23 protein-coding genes and 1 other annotated feature are annotated in these 23,336 nt (G+C 50.1%); of the genes, 15 read left to right on the forward strand and 8 right to left on the reverse strand.

From position 1 onward, the window contains the following. Nucleotides 1-20: 20 nt before the first annotated feature. The 4 genes from QOL74_RS11090 (at nt 21) to lipA (ending at nt 3,705) form a co-directional block, all read left to right on the forward strand. A complete protein-coding gene (locus QOL74_RS11090) occupies nt 21-1,157 on the forward strand; it encodes a D-alanine--D-alanine ligase family protein (protein ID WP_283409548.1) in 1,137 nt (378 codons plus the stop codon). Nucleotides 1,158-1,236: 79 nt separating this feature from the next. Next, nucleotides 1,237-2,148, forward strand: a complete 912-nt coding sequence (locus QOL74_RS11095) for a DMT family transporter (RefSeq protein WP_283409549.1) — start codon at nt 1,237-1,239, stop codon at nt 2,146-2,148. Between the two features lie 5 nt (nt 2,149-2,153). Then, nucleotides 2,154-2,846 (forward strand): lipoyl(octanoyl) transferase LipB, encoded by a 693-nt coding sequence (lipB, locus tag QOL74_RS11100; protein ID WP_283409550.1) that lies wholly within the window; start codon nt 2,154-2,156, stop codon nt 2,844-2,846. A gap of 16 nt (nt 2,847-2,862) precedes the next feature. Then, complete coding sequence (gene lipA, locus QOL74_RS11105; RefSeq protein ID WP_283409655.1) at nt 2,863-3,705, forward strand: lipoyl synthase; 843 nt, start codon at nt 2,863-2,865, stop codon at nt 3,703-3,705. Nucleotides 3,706-3,767: 62 nt separating this feature from the next. On the opposite strand, the gene QOL74_RS11110 is transcribed toward lipA, so the two are convergent. From QOL74_RS11110 to QOL74_RS11125, 4 genes are all read right to left on the reverse strand, one after another. Continuing rightward, nucleotides 3,768-4,166 (reverse strand): GerW family sporulation protein, encoded by a 399-nt coding sequence (locus tag QOL74_RS11110; protein ID WP_283409551.1) that lies wholly within the window; start codon nt 4,164-4,166, stop codon nt 3,768-3,770. A gap of 89 nt (nt 4,167-4,255) precedes the next feature. Then, the gene (locus QOL74_RS11115) at nt 4,256-5,032 is read right to left on the reverse strand and encodes a hypothetical protein (RefSeq protein ID WP_283409552.1); all 777 of its coding nucleotides are present in this window, start codon (nt 5,030-5,032) and stop codon (nt 4,256-4,258) included. A 5-nt stretch (nt 5,033-5,037) separates the two neighbouring features. Beyond that, entirely contained in the window at nt 5,038-5,487 is a 450-nt protein-coding gene (locus QOL74_RS11120; RefSeq protein WP_283409553.1) for an anti-sigma factor family protein, read from the reverse strand. Next, nucleotides 5,484-6,083 (reverse strand): RNA polymerase sigma factor, encoded by a 600-nt coding sequence (locus QOL74_RS11125; RefSeq protein WP_283409656.1) that lies wholly within the window; start codon nt 6,081-6,083, stop codon nt 5,484-5,486. The genes QOL74_RS11120 and QOL74_RS11125 overlap by 4 nt, the downstream gene beginning before the upstream one ends. Before the next feature lie 157 nt (nt 6,084-6,240). On the opposite strand from QOL74_RS11125, the gene QOL74_RS11130 reads away from it, so the two are divergent. The 6 genes from QOL74_RS11130 to QOL74_RS11155 all read left to right on the forward strand — a co-directional run bounded on the left by QOL74_RS11130 (nt 6,241) and on the right by QOL74_RS11155 (nt 13,559). Beyond that, on the forward strand, nt 6,241-7,581 hold the full coding sequence (locus QOL74_RS11130) for a CoA-disulfide reductase (RefSeq protein ID WP_283409554.1): 1,341 nt from the start codon (nt 6,241-6,243) through the stop codon (nt 7,579-7,581). Nucleotides 7,582-7,595: 14 nt separating this feature from the next. Then, nucleotides 7,596-8,234, forward strand: a complete 639-nt coding sequence (locus QOL74_RS11135) for a protein-L-isoaspartate(D-aspartate) O-methyltransferase (protein ID WP_283409555.1) — start codon at nt 7,596-7,598, stop codon at nt 8,232-8,234. Between the two features lie 23 nt (nt 8,235-8,257). Continuing rightward, the gene (locus QOL74_RS11140) at nt 8,258-9,034 is read left to right on the forward strand and encodes a nitroreductase family protein (protein WP_283409556.1); all 777 of its coding nucleotides are present in this window, start codon (nt 8,258-8,260) and stop codon (nt 9,032-9,034) included. A gap of 251 nt (nt 9,035-9,285) precedes the next feature. Next, entirely contained in the window at nt 9,286-10,218 is a 933-nt protein-coding gene (locus QOL74_RS11145; RefSeq protein WP_283409557.1) for an AEC family transporter, read from the forward strand. 587 nt (nt 10,219-10,805) lie between these two features. After that, nucleotides 10,806-12,818, forward strand: coding sequence for a methyl-accepting chemotaxis protein (locus QOL74_RS11150; RefSeq protein ID WP_283409558.1), 2,013 nt, complete (start codon nt 10,806-10,808; stop codon nt 12,816-12,818). A gap of 195 nt (nt 12,819-13,013) precedes the next feature. Continuing rightward, entirely contained in the window at nt 13,014-13,559 is a 546-nt protein-coding gene (locus tag QOL74_RS11155; RefSeq protein ID WP_283409559.1) for a GNAT family N-acetyltransferase, read from the forward strand. Between the two features lie 59 nt (nt 13,560-13,618). Here QOL74_RS11155 and QOL74_RS11160 read toward each other — a convergent pair whose 3' ends face one another. Beyond that, nucleotides 13,619-13,972 (reverse strand): ArsR/SmtB family transcription factor, encoded by a 354-nt coding sequence (locus QOL74_RS11160; RefSeq protein ID WP_283409560.1) that lies wholly within the window; start codon nt 13,970-13,972, stop codon nt 13,619-13,621. 162 nt (nt 13,973-14,134) lie between these two features. Further along, nucleotides 14,135-15,538 (reverse strand): TrpB-like pyridoxal phosphate-dependent enzyme, encoded by a 1,404-nt coding sequence (locus QOL74_RS11165; protein WP_283409561.1) that lies wholly within the window; start codon nt 15,536-15,538, stop codon nt 14,135-14,137. Nucleotides 15,539-15,681: 143 nt separating this feature from the next. Beyond that, nucleotides 15,682-15,957: a binding site (T-box leader), on the reverse strand. 207 nt (nt 15,958-16,164) lie between these two features. Here QOL74_RS11165 and QOL74_RS11170 point away from each other — a divergent pair. Beyond that, nucleotides 16,165-16,881: a hypothetical protein gene (locus QOL74_RS11170; RefSeq protein ID WP_283409562.1), complete on the forward strand. Its 717-nt coding sequence runs from the start codon at nt 16,165-16,167 to the stop codon at nt 16,879-16,881. A gap of 77 nt (nt 16,882-16,958) precedes the next feature. Here the strand turns inward: QOL74_RS11170 and QOL74_RS11175 are convergent, their stop codons facing one another. Together QOL74_RS11175 and QOL74_RS11180 are read right to left on the reverse strand one after the other, a co-directional pair. Then, entirely contained in the window at nt 16,959-17,921 is a 963-nt protein-coding gene (locus QOL74_RS11175) for a helix-turn-helix transcriptional regulator (RefSeq protein WP_346771746.1), read from the reverse strand. A 409-nt stretch (nt 17,922-18,330) separates the two neighbouring features. Next, the gene (locus QOL74_RS11180) at nt 18,331-18,996 is read right to left on the reverse strand and encodes a cyclic nucleotide-binding domain-containing protein (protein ID WP_283409563.1); all 666 of its coding nucleotides are present in this window, start codon (nt 18,994-18,996) and stop codon (nt 18,331-18,333) included. Nucleotides 18,997-19,227: 231 nt separating this feature from the next. Between QOL74_RS11180 and istA the strand changes: the two genes are divergently transcribed. The 4 genes from istA to QOL74_RS11200 all read left to right on the forward strand — a co-directional run bounded on the left by istA (nt 19,228) and on the right by QOL74_RS11200 (nt 23,314). Further along, nucleotides 19,228-20,763 (forward strand): IS21 family transposase, encoded by a 1,536-nt coding sequence (istA, locus tag QOL74_RS11185; RefSeq protein ID WP_283409564.1) that lies wholly within the window; start codon nt 19,228-19,230, stop codon nt 20,761-20,763. Then, entirely contained in the window at nt 20,760-21,524 is a 765-nt protein-coding gene (gene istB, locus QOL74_RS11190) for an IS21-like element helper ATPase IstB (RefSeq protein ID WP_283409565.1), read from the forward strand. Before istA ends, istB begins: the two co-directional genes overlap by 4 nt. A gap of 280 nt (nt 21,525-21,804) precedes the next feature. Next, entirely contained in the window at nt 21,805-22,428 is a 624-nt protein-coding gene (locus tag QOL74_RS11195) for a YczE/YyaS/YitT family protein (protein ID WP_283409566.1), read from the forward strand. Nucleotides 22,429-22,771: 343 nt separating this feature from the next. Then, the gene (locus QOL74_RS11200; protein WP_283409567.1) at nt 22,772-23,314 is read left to right on the forward strand and encodes a MarR family winged helix-turn-helix transcriptional regulator; all 543 of its coding nucleotides are present in this window, start codon (nt 22,772-22,774) and stop codon (nt 23,312-23,314) included. Nucleotides 23,315-23,336 lie beyond the last annotated feature (22 nt).

Raw genomic sequence — 23,336 nt, forward strand, 5'->3', positions numbered from 1 at the left:
CATGGCCAGGGGAGGTAACCATGACAAAAAAACACATTCTCGTTCTCTTCGGCGGTGCTTCTTCCGAGCATGAAGTGTCGCTGATGTCGGCGGCTTCAGTGCTGCGGGCCATGGATCGCAGCCGCTATGAAGTGCTGGCGGCGGGCATTACCCCGGAAGGCTTGTTTGAGCTTTATGAAGATCAGGCAGGTATCAATACGAATCACTGGGAAGGATTTCCCTACCGGCGTTTTGTGCACGATCCCCGGCGGCCCCGGTTGCTCTTTTCTCCGGGAGACGGCGGTGTTTATCTGCAAAATGAAGGGCGCGTCCAGCCGCTGACGGTGGATGTGATATTTCCTGTTCTCCACGGCCCCTTCGGCGAAGACGGCCGGTTACAGGGCCTGCTGGAAATGTGCGGTATTCCCTATGTGGGCGCCGGCGTGTTGTCGTCGGCAGTGGCCATGGATAAAGGCATCGCCAAACGCCTCTTTCATCAGGCGGGGATCCCCCAGACACCCCATGTGGAAATACGCCTTGACCCCCGGCAGCCGGCGATTCATGAGGCAGTGAACATGGTGGAAAGTCGACTGGATTATCCGGTTTTTGTGAAGCCGGCCAACCTGGGTTCCAGTGTGGGCATCAGCAAGGCAGTCTCCCGGGATGAACTGGAGAATGCCCTGCGACTGGCAGCTGCCTATGACCCCAAGGTGCTGGTGGAACAGGCGGTGGACGCCCGGGAAATCGAGTGCGCCGTGCTGGGCAGTCGGAATCCGGTGGTCTCTGTACCGGCAGAAGTATTGCCCTCCCATGATTTTTATGATTACGAAGATAAATATTTTTCCGGCACCAGCCAGACCCAGGTACCGGCAAACCTGACACGGGAGATGACGGAGCGGGTGCAGCAGATGGCACTGCAGGTTTATCAGCTGCTGGAATGCGAAGGCCTGGCCAGGGTAGACCTGTTTCTGGAGCGGAACACTGACAGACTGCTGGTGAATGAGATCAACACCATGCCCGGATTCACCCACATCAGCCTTTACCCCAAAATGTGCGAAGCTTCCGGCATCCCCTACTCCCAGTTGATACACCGCCTCATTGAAGACGCTCTGGAAAAAGAGAGTGCTGTGGCGGTCAGTCCAATAGGCTGTCATCCAGCAGCAACGCCAACGAACTGAAGTCCGGTGGTGGCAGCAGCGATACGCTCCGGGTATCGTTCTGGTATGCACTATTAATTTTTTGACTGGAGGACATTCTATGACCGACCGAAAAAAAGTGATTCTATCCGATGTGTCCCTGCTGCTGGTGGCGGCCATGTGGGGCGGCGGTTTTTCCTTTACCAAAAATATTCTTCAGTACCTCACGCCGCTGTACTTTCTGTCGGCCCGTTTCACGCTGGCAGCACTGGTACTGGCGGTAATCTTTTTTCCAAAAGTGAAACAGGCCACCCGGCAGGATGTGAAAAACAGCCTTTTTGTAGGGGTTTTCCTCACAGTTGCCTTTGTGGCCCAGACGGTGGGACTGCTCTTTACCACCCCGGGCAAGCAGGCCTTCATTACCAGTGCCTATGTGGTGATGGTGCCTTTTCTCAGCTACCTGGTAAGCCGGCGCAAACCCCTTCGAAAGGAACTGGCAGGTGCTTTTCTCTGCATGGTGGGTCTGGCCATGCTCTCCCTCACCCGGGACATGCAGGTGAACCTGGGAGATGTGCTGACACTCATTTCGGCAGTGGGCTTTGCCGGTCATATCGTGGTCATTGGTGTGTTTGCCAACCGGGTGGATACCGTTGTGATGAACGTGTATCAGTTTCTTTTGGCAGGAATCAGCTGTCTGGTGCTGGCATTGGTACTGGAGCCCTTTCCCACCAGCTTTGGATTCCCGGCCCTGTATTCACTGGCCTATCTGGTACTCTTCTCCAGCATCGGTGCCTTTATGATTCAGGTGACAGCCCAGAAATACACGTATCCCACCCATGCCGGCATTATTCTCAGCATGGAAGCCGTTTTTGGCGCCCTCTTTGCGTTCATTTTCTGGCAGGAAATCTTCACACCGGTGATGCTGGCCGGGTGTGCCGTGATCATGATCGCCATCTTGATTACTGAAGTGGATCTGAAGAAAAAACCGACCGAATTACCGACAGAAATGCCGGTGATGAAGGAAGGCGGGTGATTCCGGTGAAATCAGTGAGTTACGTAAATCTGGGAACCATGTCTTATCAGCCGGCCTTTGAACTCCAGGGAGCTGTCAACCGCTACCTGCAGGCCCATCCCGAAGAAACCGGGTTCCTCTTTATGGTGGAGCATCCTCCAGTGTTTACCCTGGGGCGCAACGGCCAGACAGAAGACTTTCTTTTTCCCATCGCAATGGTCAAACAGCAGGGATTCGAAGTGGTGGAAAGTAACCGGGGCGGCAACGTCACCTACCACGGGCCCGGCCAGCTGGTGGGCTACCTGCTCATCAATCTGGAGCAGTTTAAAAAAGATGTCCAGTGGTATGTCTGGTCCCTTGAAGAATGGGTGATTCAGACTCTGGCCCGCCTGGGAATTGCGGCGGATCGGAAGCCGGCCTACCGGGGCGTCTGGGTGGGTGATGAAAAAATATGTGCCCTGGGAGTGGCCATCAAGCGATGGCGTACCATGCATGGCTTTGCCCTGAACCATAAGACCAACATGGATCACTTTGCACTAATTAACCCCTGCGGAATCACCGAGTATGGCGTGACATCCCTTGATAAACAGGGAATTGTCATCGACCGGGAACAACTGGTGCAGGAGATGCTGCAGATTTTCGAAGATCTTTTCCAGTGCACCCTGGAAAACACAACCCTTGAAGAGGTGAAAGCCCGTGTCAACATTACGGAAGCCTGAATGGCTGAAGAAAAAAATGCCCAATAAAAAAAGCCTGGACAGCATGCAGGAAATGGTGCGTCATCTGCGCCTTCACACTGTTTGCGAAGAGGCCAACTGCCCCAATGTGGGAGAATGTTTTGGCAACAAAACCGCCACCTTTATGATTCTGGGAGAAACCTGCACCCGGGGATGCCGCTTTTGTGCCGTTGGCAAAGGGGCAGTACTGCCCCCCGACCCGGAAGAGCCCCGCCATCTGGCGGAAGCTGTGAAAGAGCTGGGGCTGAAACATGCAGTGATCACTTCCGTCACCCGGGATGACTTGCCCGACGGTGGCGCGGCCCACTTTGCCGCAGCCATTGAGGAGGTGCGCCGCCTGAACCCCCACACCACCATTGAAGTCCTCATTCCCGATCTTCAGGGAGATGAAAAAGCCCTGCAGGTGGTGCTGGATGCCAAGCCGGAGATTCTTAACCACAACATTGAAACTGTCCCGTCGCTCTATGCCAAGGTGCGGCCGGAAGCCAGCTTTGACCGGTCGGTGGAACTGCTGCGAAGGGTGAAGGCTTACAACCCTGCCATTTTGTCCAAAACCGGTATCATGGTGGGGCTGGGAGAAACGCCGGCAGAAATGACCACTGTCATGGAACGTTTGGTGGCCGTGGGCTGTGATATTTTCACCATCGGCCAGTACCTGCAGCCTTCCAAGGAACATTTACCGGTGGAAGCATATGTGACACCGGAACAGTTTGAAGCCTACAAAGAGGAAGGCCTGGCCCTGGGCCTGGCTTTCGTGGAAAGCGGCCCCTTTATTCGCAGCTCCTACAACGCCGTTCGGGCGCTGGATGCCGTCAGGCAAAAAACCTCCCAACTAAAATGAAGCACGTCACAATCAAAAAGTGCCTCTCCATTAAAATCAGGAGAGGCACTTTTTAATATTGGTTATTCAGCGGTTTCTTCGGTATCAGCAGCCGCTTCTTTGTGAGTGCCGCAGCAGCCGGAAAAATCCATTTTTTCCAGAATGTCCGGCACCAGGTCCACCAGCTTTTCCAGGCCGCCCCGGTTGTTGATGGGGAGCACTTCCACCTGGCCGTCACGAATGACCAGTACAGCGGTGGGAATGGCCCGGGCGCCGACGCCGCTTCCGCCGCCGGTTCCTTTGTTGCCTTTTTCATCGGTGCCGTCGCCGCCGCCCAGGCCCAGGCCGAAGGAGATGTTCAGCAGGGGAATAAGGGTGACACTGCCCACTTGCATGGGTTCGCCCACAACAGTCTTGGAGGTGAAGAATTTCTCCAGCTTTTCAAAAAGAACAGATGCATTTTCACTTAAATTAATGGACATGGGTGTTCCTCCTTTTTCTTGGTGGTTCATTTTGGTAGTTGGTAGTTGGTTAGTGGTTGTTGTTGACGGGTGATGGTGACTGTCTTGCACTATGATGATGAAGCTCCATGTGATGCGGCGGAGGCTTCTGATGTCCTGGAACCGGACTTGTTGCGGTGTTTTCTCAGCAGCGGCCACCAGATCCGGCGTACCGGTTTCGCCAGAATCAACTGCAGGGCGGCGGCGAGAAAGGCGATGGGAACCAGAGAACCCTTGATGTTGCCGGATACATCCACCAGGCTGTCATGAAAGACAGGTTGCAGTTGAAGGGTCTGGTGGGGCCAGACGGCAAAGAGGGCCATGAGAAAGTTGTTGATCACGGCGGTCTGGTAGGGGTCGGGAAGTCCATACACCACTTTGATGCGAAAGATCTGGGGTCGCAGGGCTTTCCAGATTTTTTGAAGAAAGCGCCGGATGGCGGCAAACAGGTCCCGGGTGAGGGCCTCCCGCAGGTGATCCAGTGCCTCTGAAAAGCTGAGGGCAGGTTTCTTCCGGGGCGATTCTGAGGACACGGATGGTGCACCTGTTGCCCCGGTGGCTGTCTGGTTGTTGGTGCCATCTTTCGGTGCTTTCTCTTTTTTGGCAGCCGTCATGGATATTTTTTTAGAAATACCGGCAACTGTCACAGTTGTCTCAAGGTGCCTGAAATCATTGGTGAAAACCTTCAGACGAAGCAGTCCCCAGAAAAGGGAAACCTGCCCCTTGCCTTCCTTCGTATCCTCAGCATATCGGCCTGACGCCTGGTAGCCAATGGGAGCCACCAGCACCAGCAGGATCAAGGCCAGTACAATCAATAACAGCCATAACAGTATTTTCAGTAAAATCATCAGCATCACCTGGCCAGGAGGGCCTTCCCTTTCTGGCGGAGAAACCGGCCGGTTTTTTGTTTGATCTGGTTCACCATAAAGCGGGTGGTCTTTTCAGTGATTTTCGCTCCCAGTGACAGACCAGGGAGCCACTGCACATATCGGGTGGTGTTACGGGCAATGTGTTTTTGAAGTTTTAACAGGGTGCCGGGAGTCAGGGTGCTGTTCCCGCTTTTCAGGTAATCTGTCAGCCACTGCTCCTGGAGTAACATCAGGGCCGGAGGAATCGCCGGAGGTTCATCGCTGCTCAGGGCCGTGAAAAGATGACGAAAGACAGTGACGGCGGCGCGGCAGTGAGGGCACTGTTCCAGATGACCTTCATAAAGAAGTTGCTCCGCGGGAGAGAGGGCTTCATCCAGATAACTTTGTGCCCAACGTTCCTGCAAACGGCAGCATGCGTGGGGTGATGGTTTCATCCTGCTCCCTCCTTTGGATTGTAGTGAGTTCCTTTGTCATTTTCCTGCTGCTGCAGAGCGGCCCGCAGTGCCTGTCTTCCCCGGTGGAGGTAGGTTTTTACCGTTCCCAGAGGTTCCTGCATCTCCTGGGCAATGGCTTCATAGCTGAACCCTTCTCCGTGGCGCAGATGTATGGCGGTGCGCATCTTTTCCGGCAATTGAAGGAGGGTGTGGCGCAGCAGCTGGCGGGTTTCTTTTAGAAGGATCTGGTCTTCCACCTGTTGGGGATCAGGCAGCAAATCCTCCAGCGTGCTTTCGGTTTCATCGGTGACCCACTGCAGTGAAAGGGACGGGGCAGGCTTTTGCCGCAGGTACGAGACGCAGGTATTGGCAGCGATGCGGCGCAGCCAGGGGGCCAGGGGACGGCTGGCATCAAAGGTGTGGATGCCACGAAAAACTTTCAGCCAGGTTTCCTGCATCAAATCCAGTGTATCTTCACGGGATTGGGTATAATAAAAGCAGGTACGATAAACCAACGGGCCGTAAGAGTGCATCAGTGCCCGAAATCCTTCCGGATCATTGGCCTGGCATTTTTGTATCATCATGTGTTCAGTCATACTCACGTGCAGCAGCCCCGCTTTCCCTGACGGCACCCGGGTGCGAAAGGTCCCTTTACCATCCTATACAAGGATGTGTCAAAAAAGTTTCGTTGATGATGGAAAAAAATAAAATTTATTTTGTCGATGAGTTGAAGTTTGAAGGAGGCCGGTTCAAATGGGAAATGAAACACTGGTTGTTGCCGGTGGCGTTGCCGCCGGAATGAGTGCGGCGGCAAAAGCGAAACGGGAAAATCAGAATCTGACAGTCCGGGTGTATGAAAGAGGGCCCCATGTAGCCTATGGACAGTGTGGCCTGCCCTATTACCTGGCGGGGCATCTGGAAAGGGCAGAAGAGCTGGTGGTGAGACAGCCGGCAGTTTTTCGGGAACAGGGAGTGGCAGTTCACCTGTTTCACGAAGCACTGGAACTGGATACAAAGAACCAGCGAATAGTGGTGGCCAATCGCATCAGCGGCAGGCAGGAAAAAGTGGCCTATGACCATCTGGTGATTGCCACGGGAGCAGACCCGGTGATGCCCGCTATGCCGGGCACGCATCTGCCGGGTGTGCTGCCTCTGAAAACCATTCCCGATGCCGAGGCCATTCAACAATTCCTTTCAGACCCGCAGGTGAAGCAGGTGGTGCTGGTGGGGGGCGGGTACATCAATGTGGAGATGGCAGAGGCCGCCCTGGCAAGGGGGAAAAAAGTGCGCCTGATTCAGCGGCCGGGGCAGGTGCTGAACCATATGGATGAAGATTTTGGCAAGGCAGCGGGAGAAGTGCTGGAACGACACGGGGTTCGGCTGCATTTGAAGGAAACGGTGCAGGCACTGGAAGGGACTACCCGGGTGAGCCAGGTGGTGACTGATCAGGGTACCTACCCGGCTGATCTGGTGATCATTGCCCTGGGAGTGAGACCCAACACCCGCTGGCTGCCGGCAAATGAATTTCATCAGTTGTCCAACGGAGCCCTGGTGACAGATGCTTTCAGCCGCACCAACCGGGATCACCACTTTGCCGCCGGCGACTGTGCCGGTGTGTATCACCGGATTCGAAAAGAACAGGTTTACCTGCCGCTGGGAACCACCGCCAACAAGCAGGGGATGATCGCCGGTGCCTGTATTGCAGGTAAACCGCAGCCTTTTGGAGGAATACTGGGTACGGCCATTGTGAAAGTGATGGACCGAACATTTGGCAAAACCGGCATCTCGGAAAAAGAAGCCCGGGCATTACACCTTCCTTTTGAAACAGTGACAGTTACTGGTGCCAGCCATGCCGGCTCTTACCCGGGAGCCGGGAAAATCACCATTAAACTGATCTACCATCAGCACTACCGAACACTTTTGGGAGCTCAGCTGAGAGGGCCGGTGGAAGGCGCCAAACGGTTGGATGTGCTGGCCGTAGCCCTGCAGCAGGAGATGACGGTGGAAGAACTGGCAATGACAGATCTGTCTTATGCACCTCCCTACGCCACCGTCTGGGATGTGGTGCAGGTGGCGGCAAGAGCGGCCAAATAGAGGAGGCGGGACAGATGGCAACCATTGAAACATTGATTCAGCGGATGAAAGACAGGGGCATTCTTCAGACCCCGGCACTGGAAGAAGCTTTCCGACAGGTGGACCGGTGTTCGTATGTACCGGAGCATCTGAAGGCTCAGTGCTACGCCGACCACCCCCTGGCCATCGGCGTCGGGCAGACGATTTCTCAACCATCCACTGTGGCGCTCATGCTGGAAATGCTCCAGGTGGAGCCAGGAAACCGGATTTTGGATGTGGGTTCCGGTTCCTGCTGGACAACGGCACTGCTGGCCTGCCTCACCGGTGCAGAAGGCCGGGTCATCGCCCTGGAACGGATTGGTGCCCTGGCGGATTTTGGGCGAAGAAACCTGGCAAAGGGTCACTGGCCCCAGGCGGTGGTGCATCATGCCAATGGATGGCACGGCTGGGAAGAAGAAGCCCCTTATCACCGCATTCTGGTGAGTGCGGCTGCTCCCCGGGTACCGGAGGCACTGATCCGGCAGCTGATGCCGGAAGGGATACTGGTGATGCCCCTCAGTGACTGGGGAGGCAGCATGCTGCGGCTCATACGACAAAAGGACGGCACCCTGACCCGGGAAACCCAGGGAGGTTTTGCCTTCGTGCCCTTTGTGGAAACCGACGAAATCAACTAATCAACTGTGTGAGGAGACTGATGATGAACGAAACAACACTCTTTGAAACCATTGGCAAGCGGAAATCTGTTCGAAAATACGACATGAATCCCCTGCCGGAGAATCTTCAACAGCAGATTCGGGATGCTGCAGGAGAGCTGTGCCCTCTTAACCCGGGGATCAAAACAGAGATTCACTTTCTTTCAGAGGGAGCTGTGAAAGGCTTGCTAACCATCAAAGCCCCCCACTACCTTCTTTTTTTCTCGGAGGAATCACCGGAATCCCTCCTCAATGCCGGTTTCATGCTGCAGCAGATGGACCTGCATCTGTCATCCCTGGAGCTGGGAGCCTGCTGGCTGGGGATGGCAAAACCAACTAAAGGCTTTACCGACGTTTCCGCCCTGCCCTTTGTCATTGCTTTGAGCGTGGGTATGCCAGCTGAACAGGTGCACCGCCAGCATCAAACAGATTTTCAGAGAAAACCGCTGGCAGACATGGTGACAGGCAGTGATCACGAGGCGCTGGTGGCGGCGGCCCGGCTGGCTCCTTCTGCGACCAACAGCCAACCCTGGCGGTTCCAGACCACGCCGGATGCCATACATGTTTTCCGCATGAAACCGGGAATGATGAAAGCCTGGCTATATGATCGCATGAACCAGGTGGATATTGGAATCGCTTTGTGTCATCTGTGGTTGGCGGCAAAGGCAGAGGGATACCAGCCCCGGTTGGTGAATGAAGATGATATGGCTATACCGGAAGGACAGCTGTATGTGAAAACAGTGAAGTTGGAAGCGGTTGATTCTCCTGTGTTGAATGTATAGCCTGCGGACAGGCAGCGAAAACGGCAGGCAGATGCCAATGGGAACAATGACAGATTCTGATTCCTGGTGCTGTTGCAAAGAAGCGGTCGATGAGTTGCCCGGGATTCTGCAGTCAACCAGCTGGTGAAGGCAACCGCACAAACGTTGGAAATGCAATCCTTTTCCTCAAATTATAGCTGTTTGAACGATTGTCAGAGACGCTGGGGTCTGTTAAAATGAGTTCATGACTCAAAAAGAAGGGCGTCCTGCACATGAACCAAGTGATTACTCAAATGATTCCCGTTATTCTGCTCATGGCCATTGGAAAATGGATGGGAACAAGAAATCTTTTTTCCACAAAGGCCATTGAAGATCTGAAAGGCTTTGTCATGAATGTGACACTGCCCGCAGTACTGTTTCTTTCCTTTTTAAAGTTGGAATTTCGCCGGGAGTACCTGTTGCTGATTCTCCTGATGATTGGCATACAATTTTTGTTTTTTGCCGCAGGACATGGGGCTGCGCGCCTTCCTGGAGTGTCTCATCCCCTCATTCCCTTTTTATCCAGTGGTGCCGCTTTTGGATTTATTGGCATTCCTTTTTTTCTGGCAGTGTACGGTATTGAAGAGCTGGGAAAATACTCGATTTTGGGAGTGGGACACGAACTGTTCATTTGGTTCTTTCTCTTTCCATGGATGCGGATGCAGGCAGGGGCCAAGGGTTTTACTCCCAAAGAAATTTTACAGGTGGCCAAATCGCCCACCATTCTCAGCATTGTGGTGGGTATTCTGATGAACCAGCTGCAGCTGGCGCGCTGGGCCGAAAGCAGCAGCCTGCTGTCGGGGATGCTGCTGACCATTGATTATCTGGCGGGGCTCACCACTCCTCTGATTATGTTGATGGTGGGATACAGCATCACCTTTCACGGGTACCTTATGAAAGACAGCCTTAAACTGGTACTGGTGCGCATGGGAATTATCTTCGCCATAGGCTATGGCGTGAAGTGGTTACTGATCGACAGGTTTATTCCGGCAGATCCGGTGTTTGACCATGCTTACTTCACCTTTTTAGTGTTGCCGCCACCTCTGGTGGTGCCCATGTTTATAGATCTTTTTGGCAATAAACGGCACACGGAGATTGTCAGCAACACACTGATGCTCCATATTGTCGCCAGTGTAGGCGTGTATTTGCTGGTGGTGCTGCTGTAAGTAGCAATTATACAGAAAAGCCGTTGTCAGACGGCCTTGGGGTTGAAAACAAAGGGCTTTGGCCAGGGCAACTGACTCCAATCCTTTACCAAATTCCTTGCCGCCATCGTATTTTGTCTTCAGTCTGAAAGCCGTCGCTAGGCGGCTTTTTTTGTTTGAAATTAGCAACGAAGAAGGACATTCACTTGGCAAAGAATTGTGCAATTATATCAACGAATTCAGAAAAAACTTTTATTTAAACGAGATCATAAAATTTGTCAATATTACGTTTGAACAATTACAAAAATGGTATAATAGTACTAGTTAAATCACTCAAATAAAGAAAGTCGAAATAAAGCACGGAGGAGGTGGCTGCATCTGTCAACGGCAAGGGGCTATTGATGAGATAGCGATAGCGATAGTGAATTGAAGGAAGAGAGAACCATAGATAAAGAACACTTTTGCGACGGAAGCGGATTTGTTGAGATTATCAGTGGCAGTTCACTCACCAGTCAACCCTCTCGCAGTAACAGCAGAGAAGAAGCAATCGACACATGCCAAATCATATCAAATCAAATCAAATGACAAACGTCGCAGGAGGAAAAAAATTGAAATCAATTAAAAGCAGACTAATCTTATCATTTGCAGCAATCATTTTAGTCATCTCAACCACCATGGGACTCATCGCTATTCGCATCACATCGGAGACGGTTATACAAGATGCCTATGATACACTGATGAACACCGCAAGACAGGAAGCAAAGTATATCGAAGCCGTCCGGGACGGGGAGCTTCAGTATATTGCCGGACTTGCCCAGAATTCCATCATTACGGATGAAACTGTTTCTGAAGCAGACCGGGTGGCCTTTATGGTAAGTGAAGCCCATCGGGCCGGATACATCTCTTTCGCATTGACTGACCGGCAGGGGGGAAGTGTCTCCCTTGACGGATCCGGAGCCACGACCGATGTGGGTGACCGTGACTATTTTAAGGGAGCGATGCAGGGAACACCGACGGCTTCAGACATCTTGATCAGCCGTGTGACCAACTCGCCCATTGTCATTTTCGCCGCACCTATTCACAGGAACGGTGAGCAGATTGGTGTTTTTTTTGGGGCTAAAGATGCCATGTTCATGAGTGAACTGGCCAAGGCGATTTCTTTTGGAGAGACCGGGTACGGTTACATGGTTAATGATCAGGGAACCATTGTGGCCCACTCCAACATTGAGTACGTGCTTAATCAGGAAAACTTCATTGAAAGAGCTAAAACTGAACCCGAATTGAAAGAGATAGCAGATGTGCTGGGAGGCAAAGTGATTAACCGTATTCCCGGTAATGGCGAATACGACCTTGACGGAATAGGGCGAAGAGTTGGATTCTTCCCGGTGGAAGGAAGCCCGTGGAATGTCGTTGTAGGAGTGGAAACCGACGAAATCTTAGCTGAAGTCAACGCATTGCGAAATATCTTGGTCATCGTGGTGCTGGCAGCACTGCTCATCGGTGTTGCGGTGGTGTATGTGGTCAGCAACAATATCGCCAAGCCCATTCTGGCAGTGACAGGCACCATACAAAAACAGGAACAGCTGGATTTTCGGATTGACGAACATTCTCCCACCATGCGTTACCTGGAGCGGGCCGATGAAATCGGAATCATCACCAGGGCCATCAAAGCCATGGAGGATAATGTGCGCAGTTTCATTGTCAAAACGGCAGGTGCTGCAGAGCAGGTGGCGGCATCATCGGAAGAGCTTTCGGCCACCTCCGCCCAGTCGGCAACAGCTTCTGATGAAGTGGCCAAAACCATCGAAGAGATCGCCCGTGGGGCCAGTGAACAGGCAAAAGACACAGAGATTTCAGCGGAGAATGTGGATAAAATGGGACGTATGCTGGACCAGAATCAGCAACTGATGCTGGAGCTGAATCAGGCAGTGGGAGAAATTGAAAAAAATAAGGAAGAAGGATTTATCATTCTGAAAGATCTTGTGGCCAAAACAGCCCAAAGCAACGAAGCCAACGAGACAGTGGCTGACATTATCAACAGTAACCATCAGAGTGCAGAGCGAATTGAACAGGCCAGTGCCATGATTCAGAGCATCTCTGATCAGACAAACCTGCTGGCATTGAATGCAGCCATTGAAGCGGCACGGGCCGGCGAAGCCGGCCGGGGATTTGCGGTGGTGGCCGATGAAATCCGTAAACTGGCAGAGCAATCCAAAAGCTTTAATGATGAAATCAAAATGGTGATCGATGAGCTGCGAAATAAGTCCACCAATGCTGTCGGCACGATGCAGCAGGTGAAAGAAATCGTGTCATCTCAAACCAAGAGTGTTCATGAGACTGAAGTTCGTTTCAATACCATTGCCAGTTCCATTGACACCAGCCAACAGGTGATGGCAAAGCTGAATGAAACCACTGAAAACATGAATACCAGTCTGGCTAAGCTGGTGCAGCTGATGCAAAACCTGTCGGCCATTGCCGAAGAAAATGCGGCAGGCACCGAAGAAGCATCGGCTTCGGTGGAAGAACAGTCTGCGTCTATGGCAGAAATTGCCAATGCCAGTGATGGACTAACCCAGATTGCCGAAGAACTTCAGGAAATCATCAGCAAGTTCCAGGTCTAAACACACCTTCTGGGTGGTGTGTATTAGCCGAAGAAAAAGAAGCCGCCAGTTGTTGGGGGCTTCTTTTTTCAAATGGGGACAGGCCCCTTGTTTCAAAGACTTCAAGGGTTTTGCAAACCCGCAAATATTTGCAAAATCTCACTTCTTGATTTATAATGAAAAAAATCCCGAAAAAATGAATAAGGAGTTGGTTTTTTGTATTTAGAAGAAGCATCGAAGCTACCCCGAAAAGTGGTTGAAAATCTGGACGGTGATATTGGAAATCTGAAAGTTTATTTGGTTCAGGATTACAATGTTAACTTGCTGAAACGCATGGTCAATTTTGGCTTGGATATATTTGGCGATTTGGGAATGGATGAATGGGGGCTGGTACCGCAAATTCGTCACGGAAACGTTTTTGTGTTGCGTGAAGAAGACAAGAAGCGGATCATCGGGCTGGCCATTCTTATGCGTGATTGGGAAGACCTTCAAAAATGTTACCTGTTTGATTATGCCATTTCGGAAGAGTTACAGGGCCAGGGATTGGGATACCATTTTCTCGCGGCCATTATTCGCAATCTGGAAGACCAGGGCTTCTCCAAAATGGGCCTGACAGTGGACGTGGAGAATGCACCGGCCATTCGCCTTTATAAAGAAAAGATCGGATTTGAAATTACCGGTGAAAATGAGGATGAGTATGGCGAAGGCCATCACCGCTATATCATGGAACTGCATTTTGACAAGCTGCTGCCGCCCAAATAGAACACAGAAATACGAAACGGCCTCCCGAAAGGGAGGTCGTTTGAGTGTCGGCGATATCATTATGCGTTTTTACAGATGGCAATACTGGGGTCATCAGCAATGGCTGCAATACGGTTAACTTCCGGCTGGTATTCCGGCAGGGTTTCCAGAGGCTGACGAAGAAAATCGGTAAAACCGGTGATCCAGGCTTCAAAAACCGCTTCTTTCAGAGAGTAAACCGCCCGCTGGCCCTCCTTCTGCATGTTCAACAGCCCTGCCTGTTTTAGGATGCGCAGATGCTGAGAAATTCTGGGCTGACTCATTTCAAGCACTGACTCCAGTTCGCAGACATACATAGGTTTGATGGAAAGCAGTTTGACGATTTTAATCCGGGTGCCTTCCCCCAGTGCTTTAAAAATGGTTTCATAATCCAAAGAAAACGCCTCCTTGCCGGTGGTTAGTATTCCCATTATACCACATTGAAAAACAAGAGTTCCACTGGGAGATAACAGGATGGCCGACAGAATCCTGGAGACAAAATGGTGTGATGTTCATCGACGCGATGCAACCACTGACAGGGCCGCAGCAGAAAAAGATTAACAGCAGCCAGCGGCATCCCGTAGAGTTGAATCCACTTGCGGAAGGCCGTCGAAGCCTTGTTGAAGATCCTCATCCGAAGGGATGTAGTCGGTCATGGTGCCCTCGTTATATTGCTGATAAGCCTTCATGTCAAAATAGCCGGTGCCGGTGAGGCCAAAAAGAATGGTTTTGGCTTCGCCGCTTTCTTTGCAGGCCAGTGCTTCCTGAATAGCTCCGTAAATGGCGTGAGCTGATTCGGGTGCCGGGAGAATCTGCTCGGTGCGGGCAAAAAGAACAGCGGCTTCAAAGGCTTTGGTCTGTGTCACAGAGACCGCTTCCATTTCCCCGTCATGATACAGCTTAGAAAGCACGGGCGACATACCATGGTACCGCAGGCCGCCGGCATGATTGGGGGCAGGCATGAAATCGCTGCCCAGGGTATACATTTTGGCAAGGGGTGTGATGCGGCCGGTGTCGCAGAAATCGTAGGCATAACGTCCCCGGGTAAGGGAGGGGCAGGAAGCTGGCTCCACTGCCACAAAACGGGTGAGGGACTTGCCTTCCAGCCGCTCTTTCATGTATGGCGTAATCAGACCGCCCAGGTTGGAGCCGCCGCCGGCGCAGCCCACCACCACGTCCGGGTATTCTTCCAGCTGGTCCATGGCCAGCTTGGTTTCCAGCCCGATGATGGACTGGTGCAAAAGCACCTGGTTCAGCACGGAACCAAGGGCATAACGGCTCTGGTCACTGCGCATGGAGGCTTCGATGGCTTCGGAAATGGCGCAGCCCAGGCTGCCGTTGGTGTCGGGGGTTTTGGCCAAAATGGCCTGCCCCACCTGGGTGGTGGTGGAGGGGCTGGGAGTAATGCCGGCACCGAAGGTTTCCATGACTGCTTTGCGGAAAGGCTTTTGCTCATAGGAAATCTTCACCATGTACACATCCAGGTTTAATCCGAAATGGGCGCAGGCGGTGGAAAGAGCGGTGCCCCACTGGCCGGCCCCGGTTTCTGTGGTGAGGGAGGTCAGCCCCTGGGCTTTGGCGTAATAAGCCATGGCAGCAGCGGCGTTTAGCTTGTGACTGCCGGAGGTATTGTTGCCCTCAAACTTAAAGTAGATTTTGGCCGGGGTTCCCAGCTTCTTTTCCAGTTCGTAGGCCCGAACCAAAGGAGAGGGCCGGTACATGCGGTAAAAAGCCTGTACCGGTTCGGGAATATCCACCATGAGGGTGGTGGTATCCAGTTCCTGACGGCATAGTTCCTCGCAGAACACGGGTGTCAGATCTTCAAGTCCCAGGGGTTGCAGGGTTCCCGGATGAAGAAAGGGATCATGCTGTTCCTTCATGGCGGCTCGCAGGTTCATCCATTGGGAAGGCATCTGGTCTTCAGTGAGGTAAGTTTTGTAGGGGATGTGTTTGCTTGTCATGGAAAAGCTCCTTTCGGTGGCCGTCATTTTACCGGCCGGTTCGTGGGTTTATGAGGGGGTTCACATAACTGGGAACGACTCAGATACTGGACGTGACAGAGGTTTTTTCCGTTGGCGGGCATACAAAAAGCCCCTTGTCCCTATTCTGGGACAAGAGGCCTGATCAGCTTCCTGCGGTACCACCCGGATTGGTCTTTTAAAAAAGACCCGCTCGGTTCACGCACCATCATGCGTGCTCCCTGGATAACGGGCGGAGATCCCGTCGGCCGCTACTGCAATATCATCCTTAGGGGAGATACTGGTTGGCGCCCGCCCTCACCGGTCCATTCATCCTGTCTTTAACCTGCTGCAATTTCACCGTCTGCAGCTCTCTGGGAAGTTCAGTGATCAGGGTTACTTCTCCGGTTCATCGGTTTCATATGTTCTGTCAATCATACGCGCAGTGGTCAAAATTGTCAATACCTTTTGCAACTTAGCCAAAAAAGTGGCTGCATGATGCGATTTTTAGAAAAGGATTATCCTGGACAGATCCGGCCCTTTCGCTGCAACCGGTGGGGACCCGGCCGAAGCAACCGGGTAAAATCCCCCGCAAGTACAGCAAGATGTGGAAAGCGTGTCGTGCAAACATGAACTACAATGATTGTAAGAGCTGTACTTTCTTTAAAGGGGGGATTTTTATGAAACGCGAAGAACAAGGGTCATTCAAGATCACCAATGATACCATGTATCATCTGTCAGGCTTTTTACTCATGATTTCGGGAGCTATTTACATGATTGTTCAATTGATTCATCCTGATGGTCAATTGGAAAACGCAGGAACGCGCATGTGGTTCACGGTTGCATTGTTATCAATGGTCATGTCACTTTTTATTTTTATAGGATTAGTTGGGATTTACGTCAGACAAGTAAAAGAATCTGGTGTGTTGGGGCTGCTGGGAATACTGCTAACCGGACTATTCTGGCTGTTGTCCATGACATTTGCATTTATTGAAGCCTTTGTATTGCCGCTGATAGCATCCAGTTCACCGGAGTTTGTCAGTGGCATGATGGGGTTATTTGATGCAACTCCAGATGAAACAAACCTGGGGGTATTTCCTTTCATTGTGGGGATAGCAGGTTTTTTATATGTGTTCGGTGGATTTGCTTTTGGTTTCGCAACAGCTCGCGCAAGGGTGTTTCCCAAAGCACCCGCCATGACCTTTGCTTTTGCTGCATTGTTTACCGTTTTCGCTTCATTTGTACCCTATCCGGTTAACAGAATCTTTGCAGTCCCCATGGCTTTTGCCTTATGCTGGCTTGGCTGGGCTCAAGTATTCATGAAACCGGAGCAAAAGAAGAATTAATCATCACTGCATCCATGCGATAACTAAGTGAGCTTGCCAAAACAGATAAAGTTTTCAAAGAGATTGACGGGCGGTGGTCATAAGGTGTCTTCCTTGATGGGAACCAGAATGTGGTAATGATTCATGATATGGGCGATTGTCTCAAATTCCTGTATCAACTCGATATCAGTTTCAGGGATCTCTAATCTGGAAATACGAGCTGTTTTGGCAAAATCAGTTTTAAAGACATCGCCAATTTCCAAAAGATCACCGGCATAGACAAATCGTGCACAATACATGCGTGGAAGTTTCGCCGGGTGGATATTTGAAAACCGGCGCTTCAGTTGCTGGATCTGATCAGGGTTGAAGAGATCTATAGGAATACCAAAGAGGACTCGAAACTTTGATGAATTGGGTTGACAATTTGAATACACAAGATAGCTTTTTGTGGTTATCGGCATGCTGGTTGCGTGGATAAGTTCCTTGACATAACTGCGTATCTTTGTTTTATAATCATCGGATGACAAGTCGATTTCAAACGCGAGTCCCAGAAGTGAAATACCTTCAAATGCAGCAATGTTGAACTCGGTGATGAGGGTTCCGTTTAAATTCTTGAAAGGTCGCCGGATAATTTGGGGGATATCCATGGGTTGAAAACTAATGGATTTAAGCCTGGCGTGACTTGGCGGGTATCCATAATACCTTTTAAACGCTCTTGTAAAAGAGGCCTGGGTCCCAAAGCCCAGTGCATAGGCGATATCAGTAAGTGAATCATTTTCTTTGAGGATCATTTGAAGAGATGCGTTCAGTCTTCTCGAAAGGATGTAGTGATTGAGAGAAGTCCCCATAACGGCAGAAAAAATTCTGTGGAAATAAAACCTGGATACATTAAGTTTGTTTGAAACAGATTCCAGATCCAGCGGTTTGTCCAGGTTTTCTTCGATATAGGATAATGAGTCTTCGACTAAATCGTAATAGTCCATGATATCCTCCAGTTTCTGGATTGCCAGTGTTTTTTTCATGAGTAAATATACCCGTGAAATTGATGAAGCAACAATCATTCCTGATCCATGCTTACATGCGTGTTAATTCTCCGGCGGCCCTTCACCATATTCCTTGTTTTCACCGTGCTTTGTCAACAGGCAAACAGCTTCTCCTCAATGACGTGGAGAAGCTGTTTGCCTGTTGGAGATCGAAATGAACTTATCGAAACGGCTGCTTATGCGTCAATTAATTTGCCCGGGAACCGACTCATATTCTGGAAAAATCGGCGGGGCGGGAACGGCCTTCCACCAAACGGGCCAATCGAATGACCAACCGGTCTTCAGCCATTGGAATGCAGGCCCAGGCCAATTTCATTGCAACAACGGACTCACTCCCCTTCTGGTAGATGCGAGCAAAGGCGTTTTTTGATATCCCAATTCTTCTGAAGCCCCTATTAAATAATGGTTTATCAATCGTGTTGTGGCTTCAACTCATCACCTCAGCAAGCGCTTCAAGGGCCTCTCTATCAAACGCAAAGCCCTTTTTTTCTTTTTTAATCAACCCTTCTGCTTTCATTTGAGAGAGGGTATGGAGAAAATGCCTATAACTCACTGCAAGGTACTCCGCGCTTTGTGTATGTTTTTCATTGTAAATGCCATCGCACTCACAAAGCAAAATGTATGCGGCCAAACGGTATTTCAGCTCATAATGCTGTTGTTTCGCATTAAACCAAGTACGCTCAATTAACTTTGTACCAATATAACGGCTCATGTCAAGCATAAACTGAGCATCTTTAATCAGCGTTGACTTCGCAACGTCCATTGGAACCGATAAACATAGGGAGGTTCCTATTGAAATAACATCTTTTGGACGATCCTCTATGTCTATTAACGAAAGTTCGCCAATCAGTTCATTGGGTTTTACGAAATAAACAATAGAGCTGCCGCCGTCTTCATGAGTAACTGAAATTTTAGCTTTTCCTTTCATCAATAAATAGAGCCTTGGAACAAGCCTATTTGCATAAATGATATGGTCTTTATTTTCAAAAACATTAACCTGTACGTATTCAGAAATAGACCAAAATAATCTCATATGTGGCGTTGCATCAAAACCAAGCTCGGATTCCGCTTCATCCAGTGTAAAATTTTTCATAACTGCTCCTTGGTGTGAGATATCTCATATTTTATGCCATTATACATCATTTATACTATTTTTAACAAGGAGGCGTTCTATTGGGTATTCTTTCGCGAAAGATCCACCAGTGTGACGAATTAGAGCCACGTTGTGCATGAAACAGAGCCAGCCTGGTCATCGTTGAGAGCCACCAGGGTATATTGATGAGAAGCACTCAATAGTGCTAATTATCAATAGGAGGTCGATCACATGACCAAGTACACAGAAATCCTTCGGCTTCACAGCCAAGGTGTGAGTGGACGCGGCATTGCTGCAAGTTGTAGCTGCTCACGCAACACTGTCAGTAACGTACTGGAAAGAGCCAAACATCATGAAATACACTGGCCTTTCGAGAAAGATCTGACAGATCAAGACCTGGAAGACCTTCTTTTTCCAGAGAAAAAGCTTAAGTCGAGCAGGAAAATACCGGACTCAGAGTACATCCACAAAGAACTGGCAAAAAGCGGCGTCACCCTCAGCTTGTTATGGAATGAGTACTGCGAAAAGACAAGACTGAGTGGCGAAATCCCATTAATGTACAGCCAGTTTTGCCGGTATTACCGGGAGTATGCCCACAAAACCAAAGCCACCATGCGGATCAAACGCAAACCTGGAGAACTCATGGAAGTGGACTGGGCAGGCGATCCTGCTTACCTGAAAGATTACCTGACTGGTGAAGCTATTCCTGTTCCTGTCTTTGTGGCTGTACTTGCCTGTAGTCAATACGCTTATGTGGAAGCCTGTAGGGATATGAAGATGGAAAGCTGGATCAACGCCCATGTGAATGCGTTCAATTACTTTGGTGGTGTCGCCCGGATTCTGGTGCCGGATAACTTAAAGACAGGTGTTGACAACGCTCACCGCACGGAACTGAAAATCAACCGCACCTACCATGAACTGGCAGAACATTATGGTACCGCTGTCATACCTGCCAGGGTGAAGAAACCCCGGGACAAGCCGTTAGCGGAGGGCACTGTAGGGATCATCTCCACCTGGATTGTTGCTTCTTTACGTCATCAACAATTTTTCAGCCTCCAGGAGCTGAACGAAGCCATCCGAAAAAAGTTGGCAGAGTTTAACGAAAAACCCTTTCAAAAGAAACCGGGAAGCAGGATGAGTGCCTTTCATCAAGAAGAAAAAGCACATTTACTACCATTACCCACTTCCCCATACGAACTTGCCACCTGGTCGGATGAGCTCGTACAGGTTAATTATCACATAAACGTGGACAAAAATCATTATTCAGTCCCTTACGAGTACATTCGGCAACTTGTGAATGTGCGCCTCACCAGCCGGATGGTGGAAATCTTCTACCACCATCACCGAATTGCATCACACCGAAGAGTGCGTGGGATGGAAGGCGAATGGGTCACCCTGTCAGAACACATGCCGGAAAATCATCGCCAGTACCTGACCCAGAACAGTGACTACTTCAGAAAATGGGCAGTTGATGTGGGGCCAAGCACCGCCATCGTAGTGGAAGGTTTGCTGGGTAACCATAAAGTTGAGAAACAAGGCTATCGTGCCTGTACATCCCTGATGAAGTTAGGTGACAAGTACTCCCTGGTTCGCTTGGAACAGGCCTGTCAAAGGGGTTTAAGTTACACACCCAGTCCCAGTGTCAAAAGCATCCAAACCATTTTAACCACAGGCCAAGACAAGGTGCCATCTGATAAGCCGCCAAAGCCTATGTCGTCCCAAGGTTTTGTCCGGGGAGCAGCCTACTTTGGAGGTGATGATCAATGAATCACACCACCATTGAAAAACTGATCCAGATGCGCCTGACAAAGATGGCAGAATCCTTTCGCCATCAGATAACAGATCCCCAGTTTCAGGAACTTTCCTTTGAAGACAGGTTTGGCCTATTGGTGGATCACGAATGGTCAAGAAGGCGGCACAACAAGCTGGATCGCTTAATCATAAGCGCTAAATTCAGGTATCCCCAGGCTTGCATTGAAGACATTGACTATCACGGGGACAGAAAACTGGATAAAGATCAAATTCACAGGTTGGCGAGCTGTAGTTACATTGAAGAGCGGCACAACCTGATCATCATGGGGGCAGCCGGTAACGGCAAATCTTACCTGGGATGTGCCTTCGGCATGGCAGCTTGCAGAAATTACTATTCGGTCAGGTACATCCGGTTACCCGAACTGTTGGACGACCTGGCCATTGCCCGAGGTGAAGGGGTTTACAAAAAAGTGATGCGACAATACAAGAAAATCCGACTTTTGATCCTGGATGAATGGTTGCTTTCTCCCCTAACAGATACCCAGGCAAGGGAACTACTGGAACTCATTGAAGCCAGGTATCAAAATGCCTCCACTGTCTTTTGCAGTCAGTTTCCGCCCAAAGAATGGTATGACCGTATTGGCGAGATGACCTTGGCAGATGCAATTCTGGATAGGATTGTACATGACTCCCATACCATTTTCATCGATGGTCAGGTTTCCATGCGGGAACGGCTGGGGATCGGCAAGAAAAAGGTTAAAACCGCGGGCTTTTAAGGGCGCGATGTAGGTGAAGTGGTTGTTCAGGCTGCTGTGTCCGCGAAAGGCCTTTCAGCTAAATCGAACTGCTGCAAAAGGCGGGCAACGGCCCCAAAGTGCGGGGCCTCTATGCGAGCCGGGTGCCTTGTAAAGGCAAAGCAAAGTGCGCTTTGCCGGCACCCTCTCGCATTTGGCCATTTGAAAGTGGCTCCCATCATCACCAGGGTGGCTCTTATTCATGCACAAGGTGGCTCAAAAACATCGTTTTGCTGGCTCTTTTTGATCGCTGTAAGCATCTATGAATCTATATAAAAAACTCATAAAATCATATATCTTTTACATGGTTTCTGCATTCGGCATTGGCATCACCATAAAAGCAGCCATAGGTGTAAGTAGTTTTAACGCCATGAATATCGCATTTGCAAATGCATTTGACATTAAAGTAGGCACCATCACCATGGCAATCAACGTTTTATTCCTCTACATCTACATCTACATGACACGATTTAAGCTTAAGAAAAAATACCTTCTCCAATTTTTCTCTGTGGTATTGTTCGGTTTTTTCATTAACTTTTTTACTTATACGATTTTAGGAGGATGGGTTATTGAGCGCTATTTGGTACGTGTAATTGCTTTAATCGTTGGAACACTAATTGGGGGATCGGCAGTTGGAATGATCGTCAGTTTAAACGCTATCACGTTTCCTATTGAAAGCGTCTGCCTGCTGCTCTCAGAAAAAACACGGTACAGCTTTACTCAACTGCGCTATGCGGTAGATGTGTTTTCTGTAGCCGTTTCGCTCTCAATTTCATTTGTGTTTGTGCTACCACTATACGTTAGAGAAGGAACGCTCCTGAGCTTGATGCTCTTTTCATTTACCATGGGCGAAGTAAAAAAACGTTACTCCAGACACTTATTGTAAAAAGCCTATGAAAGGGAAAGCATTTTTGATCAAATTTGAGACAGAAGACACAGTGACAAGATTTCCAAGGCTGTTCTTCGTCAGAGTAATTGTTCTTATCGCATCATGTCGACAGTTTGAGACTGTCATGCAGCAGCCTGTTGGTACAAAAATGGTACCGGCAGGCTGTTTGTGTTGTGGTGGAGGTGGCGCCACTTAAAGCATTGAAACATTTATAGATTGACATACGAATAGATTGCCGATAAAATGATTTTAATATAAAATAATTTGAAAATAAACTTAAACAACCGAGAGAAGAAGGTTCTGGCGGAGAAACTCAAGGGGAACATCAAGGAGGATACCGATGGAAGATATGAAAAACAGGGATCAAGATATTTCACTGGACAGCCAGGGTGAAGGTGCCCGGCAGCAGATTGAGCCGTCTACCCGTACCAGTGCTGAAGGTGAAGGGCAGGCTAGAAGGCTCATGACCTTGTTGAGTACCCTGTCACTCTTCACCAGAAAAACACTTTTGGAATGGCTGCCGCTTTTATCATCTGAAATGGGCATCACTGAAGAACGTTTCATGGTGATGTATGAGCTGGACCTGCAACCAAGTATCAGCCTGAAGGAACTGGCCACCAGCCTGGTGGTGTCATCCTCCAGCATGTCCATTATGGTGAACTCGCTGGTGGAGCAGGGCGTGGTGGACAGGGTGCAGGATACTGGTGACCGCCGCAGAGTCGTGCTGCGGCTGACAAAAGAAGGAGAAAAGCAGCTTCGATTGGCGGAAAAAAGCCTGCTGAAAAACTTTGAAGCATACTTGGACACCTTGCCGGAAACAGACCGTCAAGCGCTGGATGACGCAACGGGTAGCTTACTATCAGTGATGGCTCGCCTGTTATAACGCTGCACACCATGCCAATATC

Source organism: Anoxynatronum buryatiense (assembly GCF_900182905.1).
GTDB lineage: Bacteria > Bacillota > Clostridia > Peptostreptococcales > Tindalliaceae > Anoxynatronum > Anoxynatronum buryatiense.

What these genes read in the sequence shown, in the direction of transcription:
- QOL74_RS11090 (WP_283409548.1), top strand. Translation starts at nt 21, where the DNA reads ATGACAAAAAAACACATTCTCGTTCTCTTCGGCGGTGCTTCTTCCGAG.
- QOL74_RS11095 (WP_283409549.1), top strand. Translation starts at nt 1,237, where the DNA reads ATGACCGACCGAAAAAAAGTGATTCTATCCGATGTGTCCCTGCTGCTG.
- lipA (WP_283409655.1), top strand. Translation starts at nt 2,863, where the DNA reads ATGCCCAATAAAAAAAGCCTGGACAGCATGCAGGAAATGGTGCGTCAT.
- QOL74_RS11110 (WP_283409551.1), bottom strand. Translation starts at nt 4,166, where the DNA reads ATGTCCATTAATTTAAGTGAAAATGCATCTGTTCTTTTTGAAAAGCTG.
- QOL74_RS11115 (WP_283409552.1), bottom strand. Translation starts at nt 5,032, where the DNA reads ATGATTTTACTGAAAATACTGTTATGGCTGTTATTGATTGTACTGGCC.
- QOL74_RS11120 (WP_283409553.1), bottom strand. Translation starts at nt 5,487, where the DNA reads ATGAAACCATCACCCCACGCATGCTGCCGTTTGCAGGAACGTTGGGCA.
- QOL74_RS11125 (WP_283409656.1), bottom strand. Translation starts at nt 6,083, where the DNA reads ATGACTGAACACATGATGATACAAAAATGCCAGGCCAATGATCCGGAA.
- QOL74_RS11130 (WP_283409554.1), top strand. Translation starts at nt 6,241, where the DNA reads ATGGGAAATGAAACACTGGTTGTTGCCGGTGGCGTTGCCGCCGGAATG.
- QOL74_RS11135 (WP_283409555.1), top strand. Translation starts at nt 7,596, where the DNA reads ATGGCAACCATTGAAACATTGATTCAGCGGATGAAAGACAGGGGCATT.
- QOL74_RS11140 (WP_283409556.1), top strand. Translation starts at nt 8,258, where the DNA reads ATGAACGAAACAACACTCTTTGAAACCATTGGCAAGCGGAAATCTGTT.
- QOL74_RS11145 (WP_283409557.1), top strand. Translation starts at nt 9,286, where the DNA reads ATGAACCAAGTGATTACTCAAATGATTCCCGTTATTCTGCTCATGGCC.
- QOL74_RS11165 (WP_283409561.1), bottom strand. Translation starts at nt 15,538, where the DNA reads ATGACAAGCAAACACATCCCCTACAAAACTTACCTCACTGAAGACCAG.
- QOL74_RS11170 (WP_283409562.1), top strand. Translation starts at nt 16,165, where the DNA reads ATGAACTACAATGATTGTAAGAGCTGTACTTTCTTTAAAGGGGGGATT.
- QOL74_RS11175 (WP_346771746.1), bottom strand. Translation starts at nt 17,921, where the DNA reads ATGATTGTTGCTTCATCAATTTCACGGGTATATTTACTCATGAAAAAA.
- QOL74_RS11180 (WP_283409563.1), bottom strand. Translation starts at nt 18,996, where the DNA reads ATGAAAAATTTTACACTGGATGAAGCGGAATCCGAGCTTGGTTTTGAT.
- istA (WP_283409564.1), top strand. Translation starts at nt 19,228, where the DNA reads ATGACCAAGTACACAGAAATCCTTCGGCTTCACAGCCAAGGTGTGAGT.
- istB (WP_283409565.1), top strand. Translation starts at nt 20,760, where the DNA reads ATGAATCACACCACCATTGAAAAACTGATCCAGATGCGCCTGACAAAG.
- QOL74_RS11195 (WP_283409566.1), top strand. Translation starts at nt 21,805, where the DNA reads ATGAATCTATATAAAAAACTCATAAAATCATATATCTTTTACATGGTT.
- QOL74_RS11200 (WP_283409567.1), top strand. Translation starts at nt 22,772, where the DNA reads ATGGAAGATATGAAAAACAGGGATCAAGATATTTCACTGGACAGCCAG.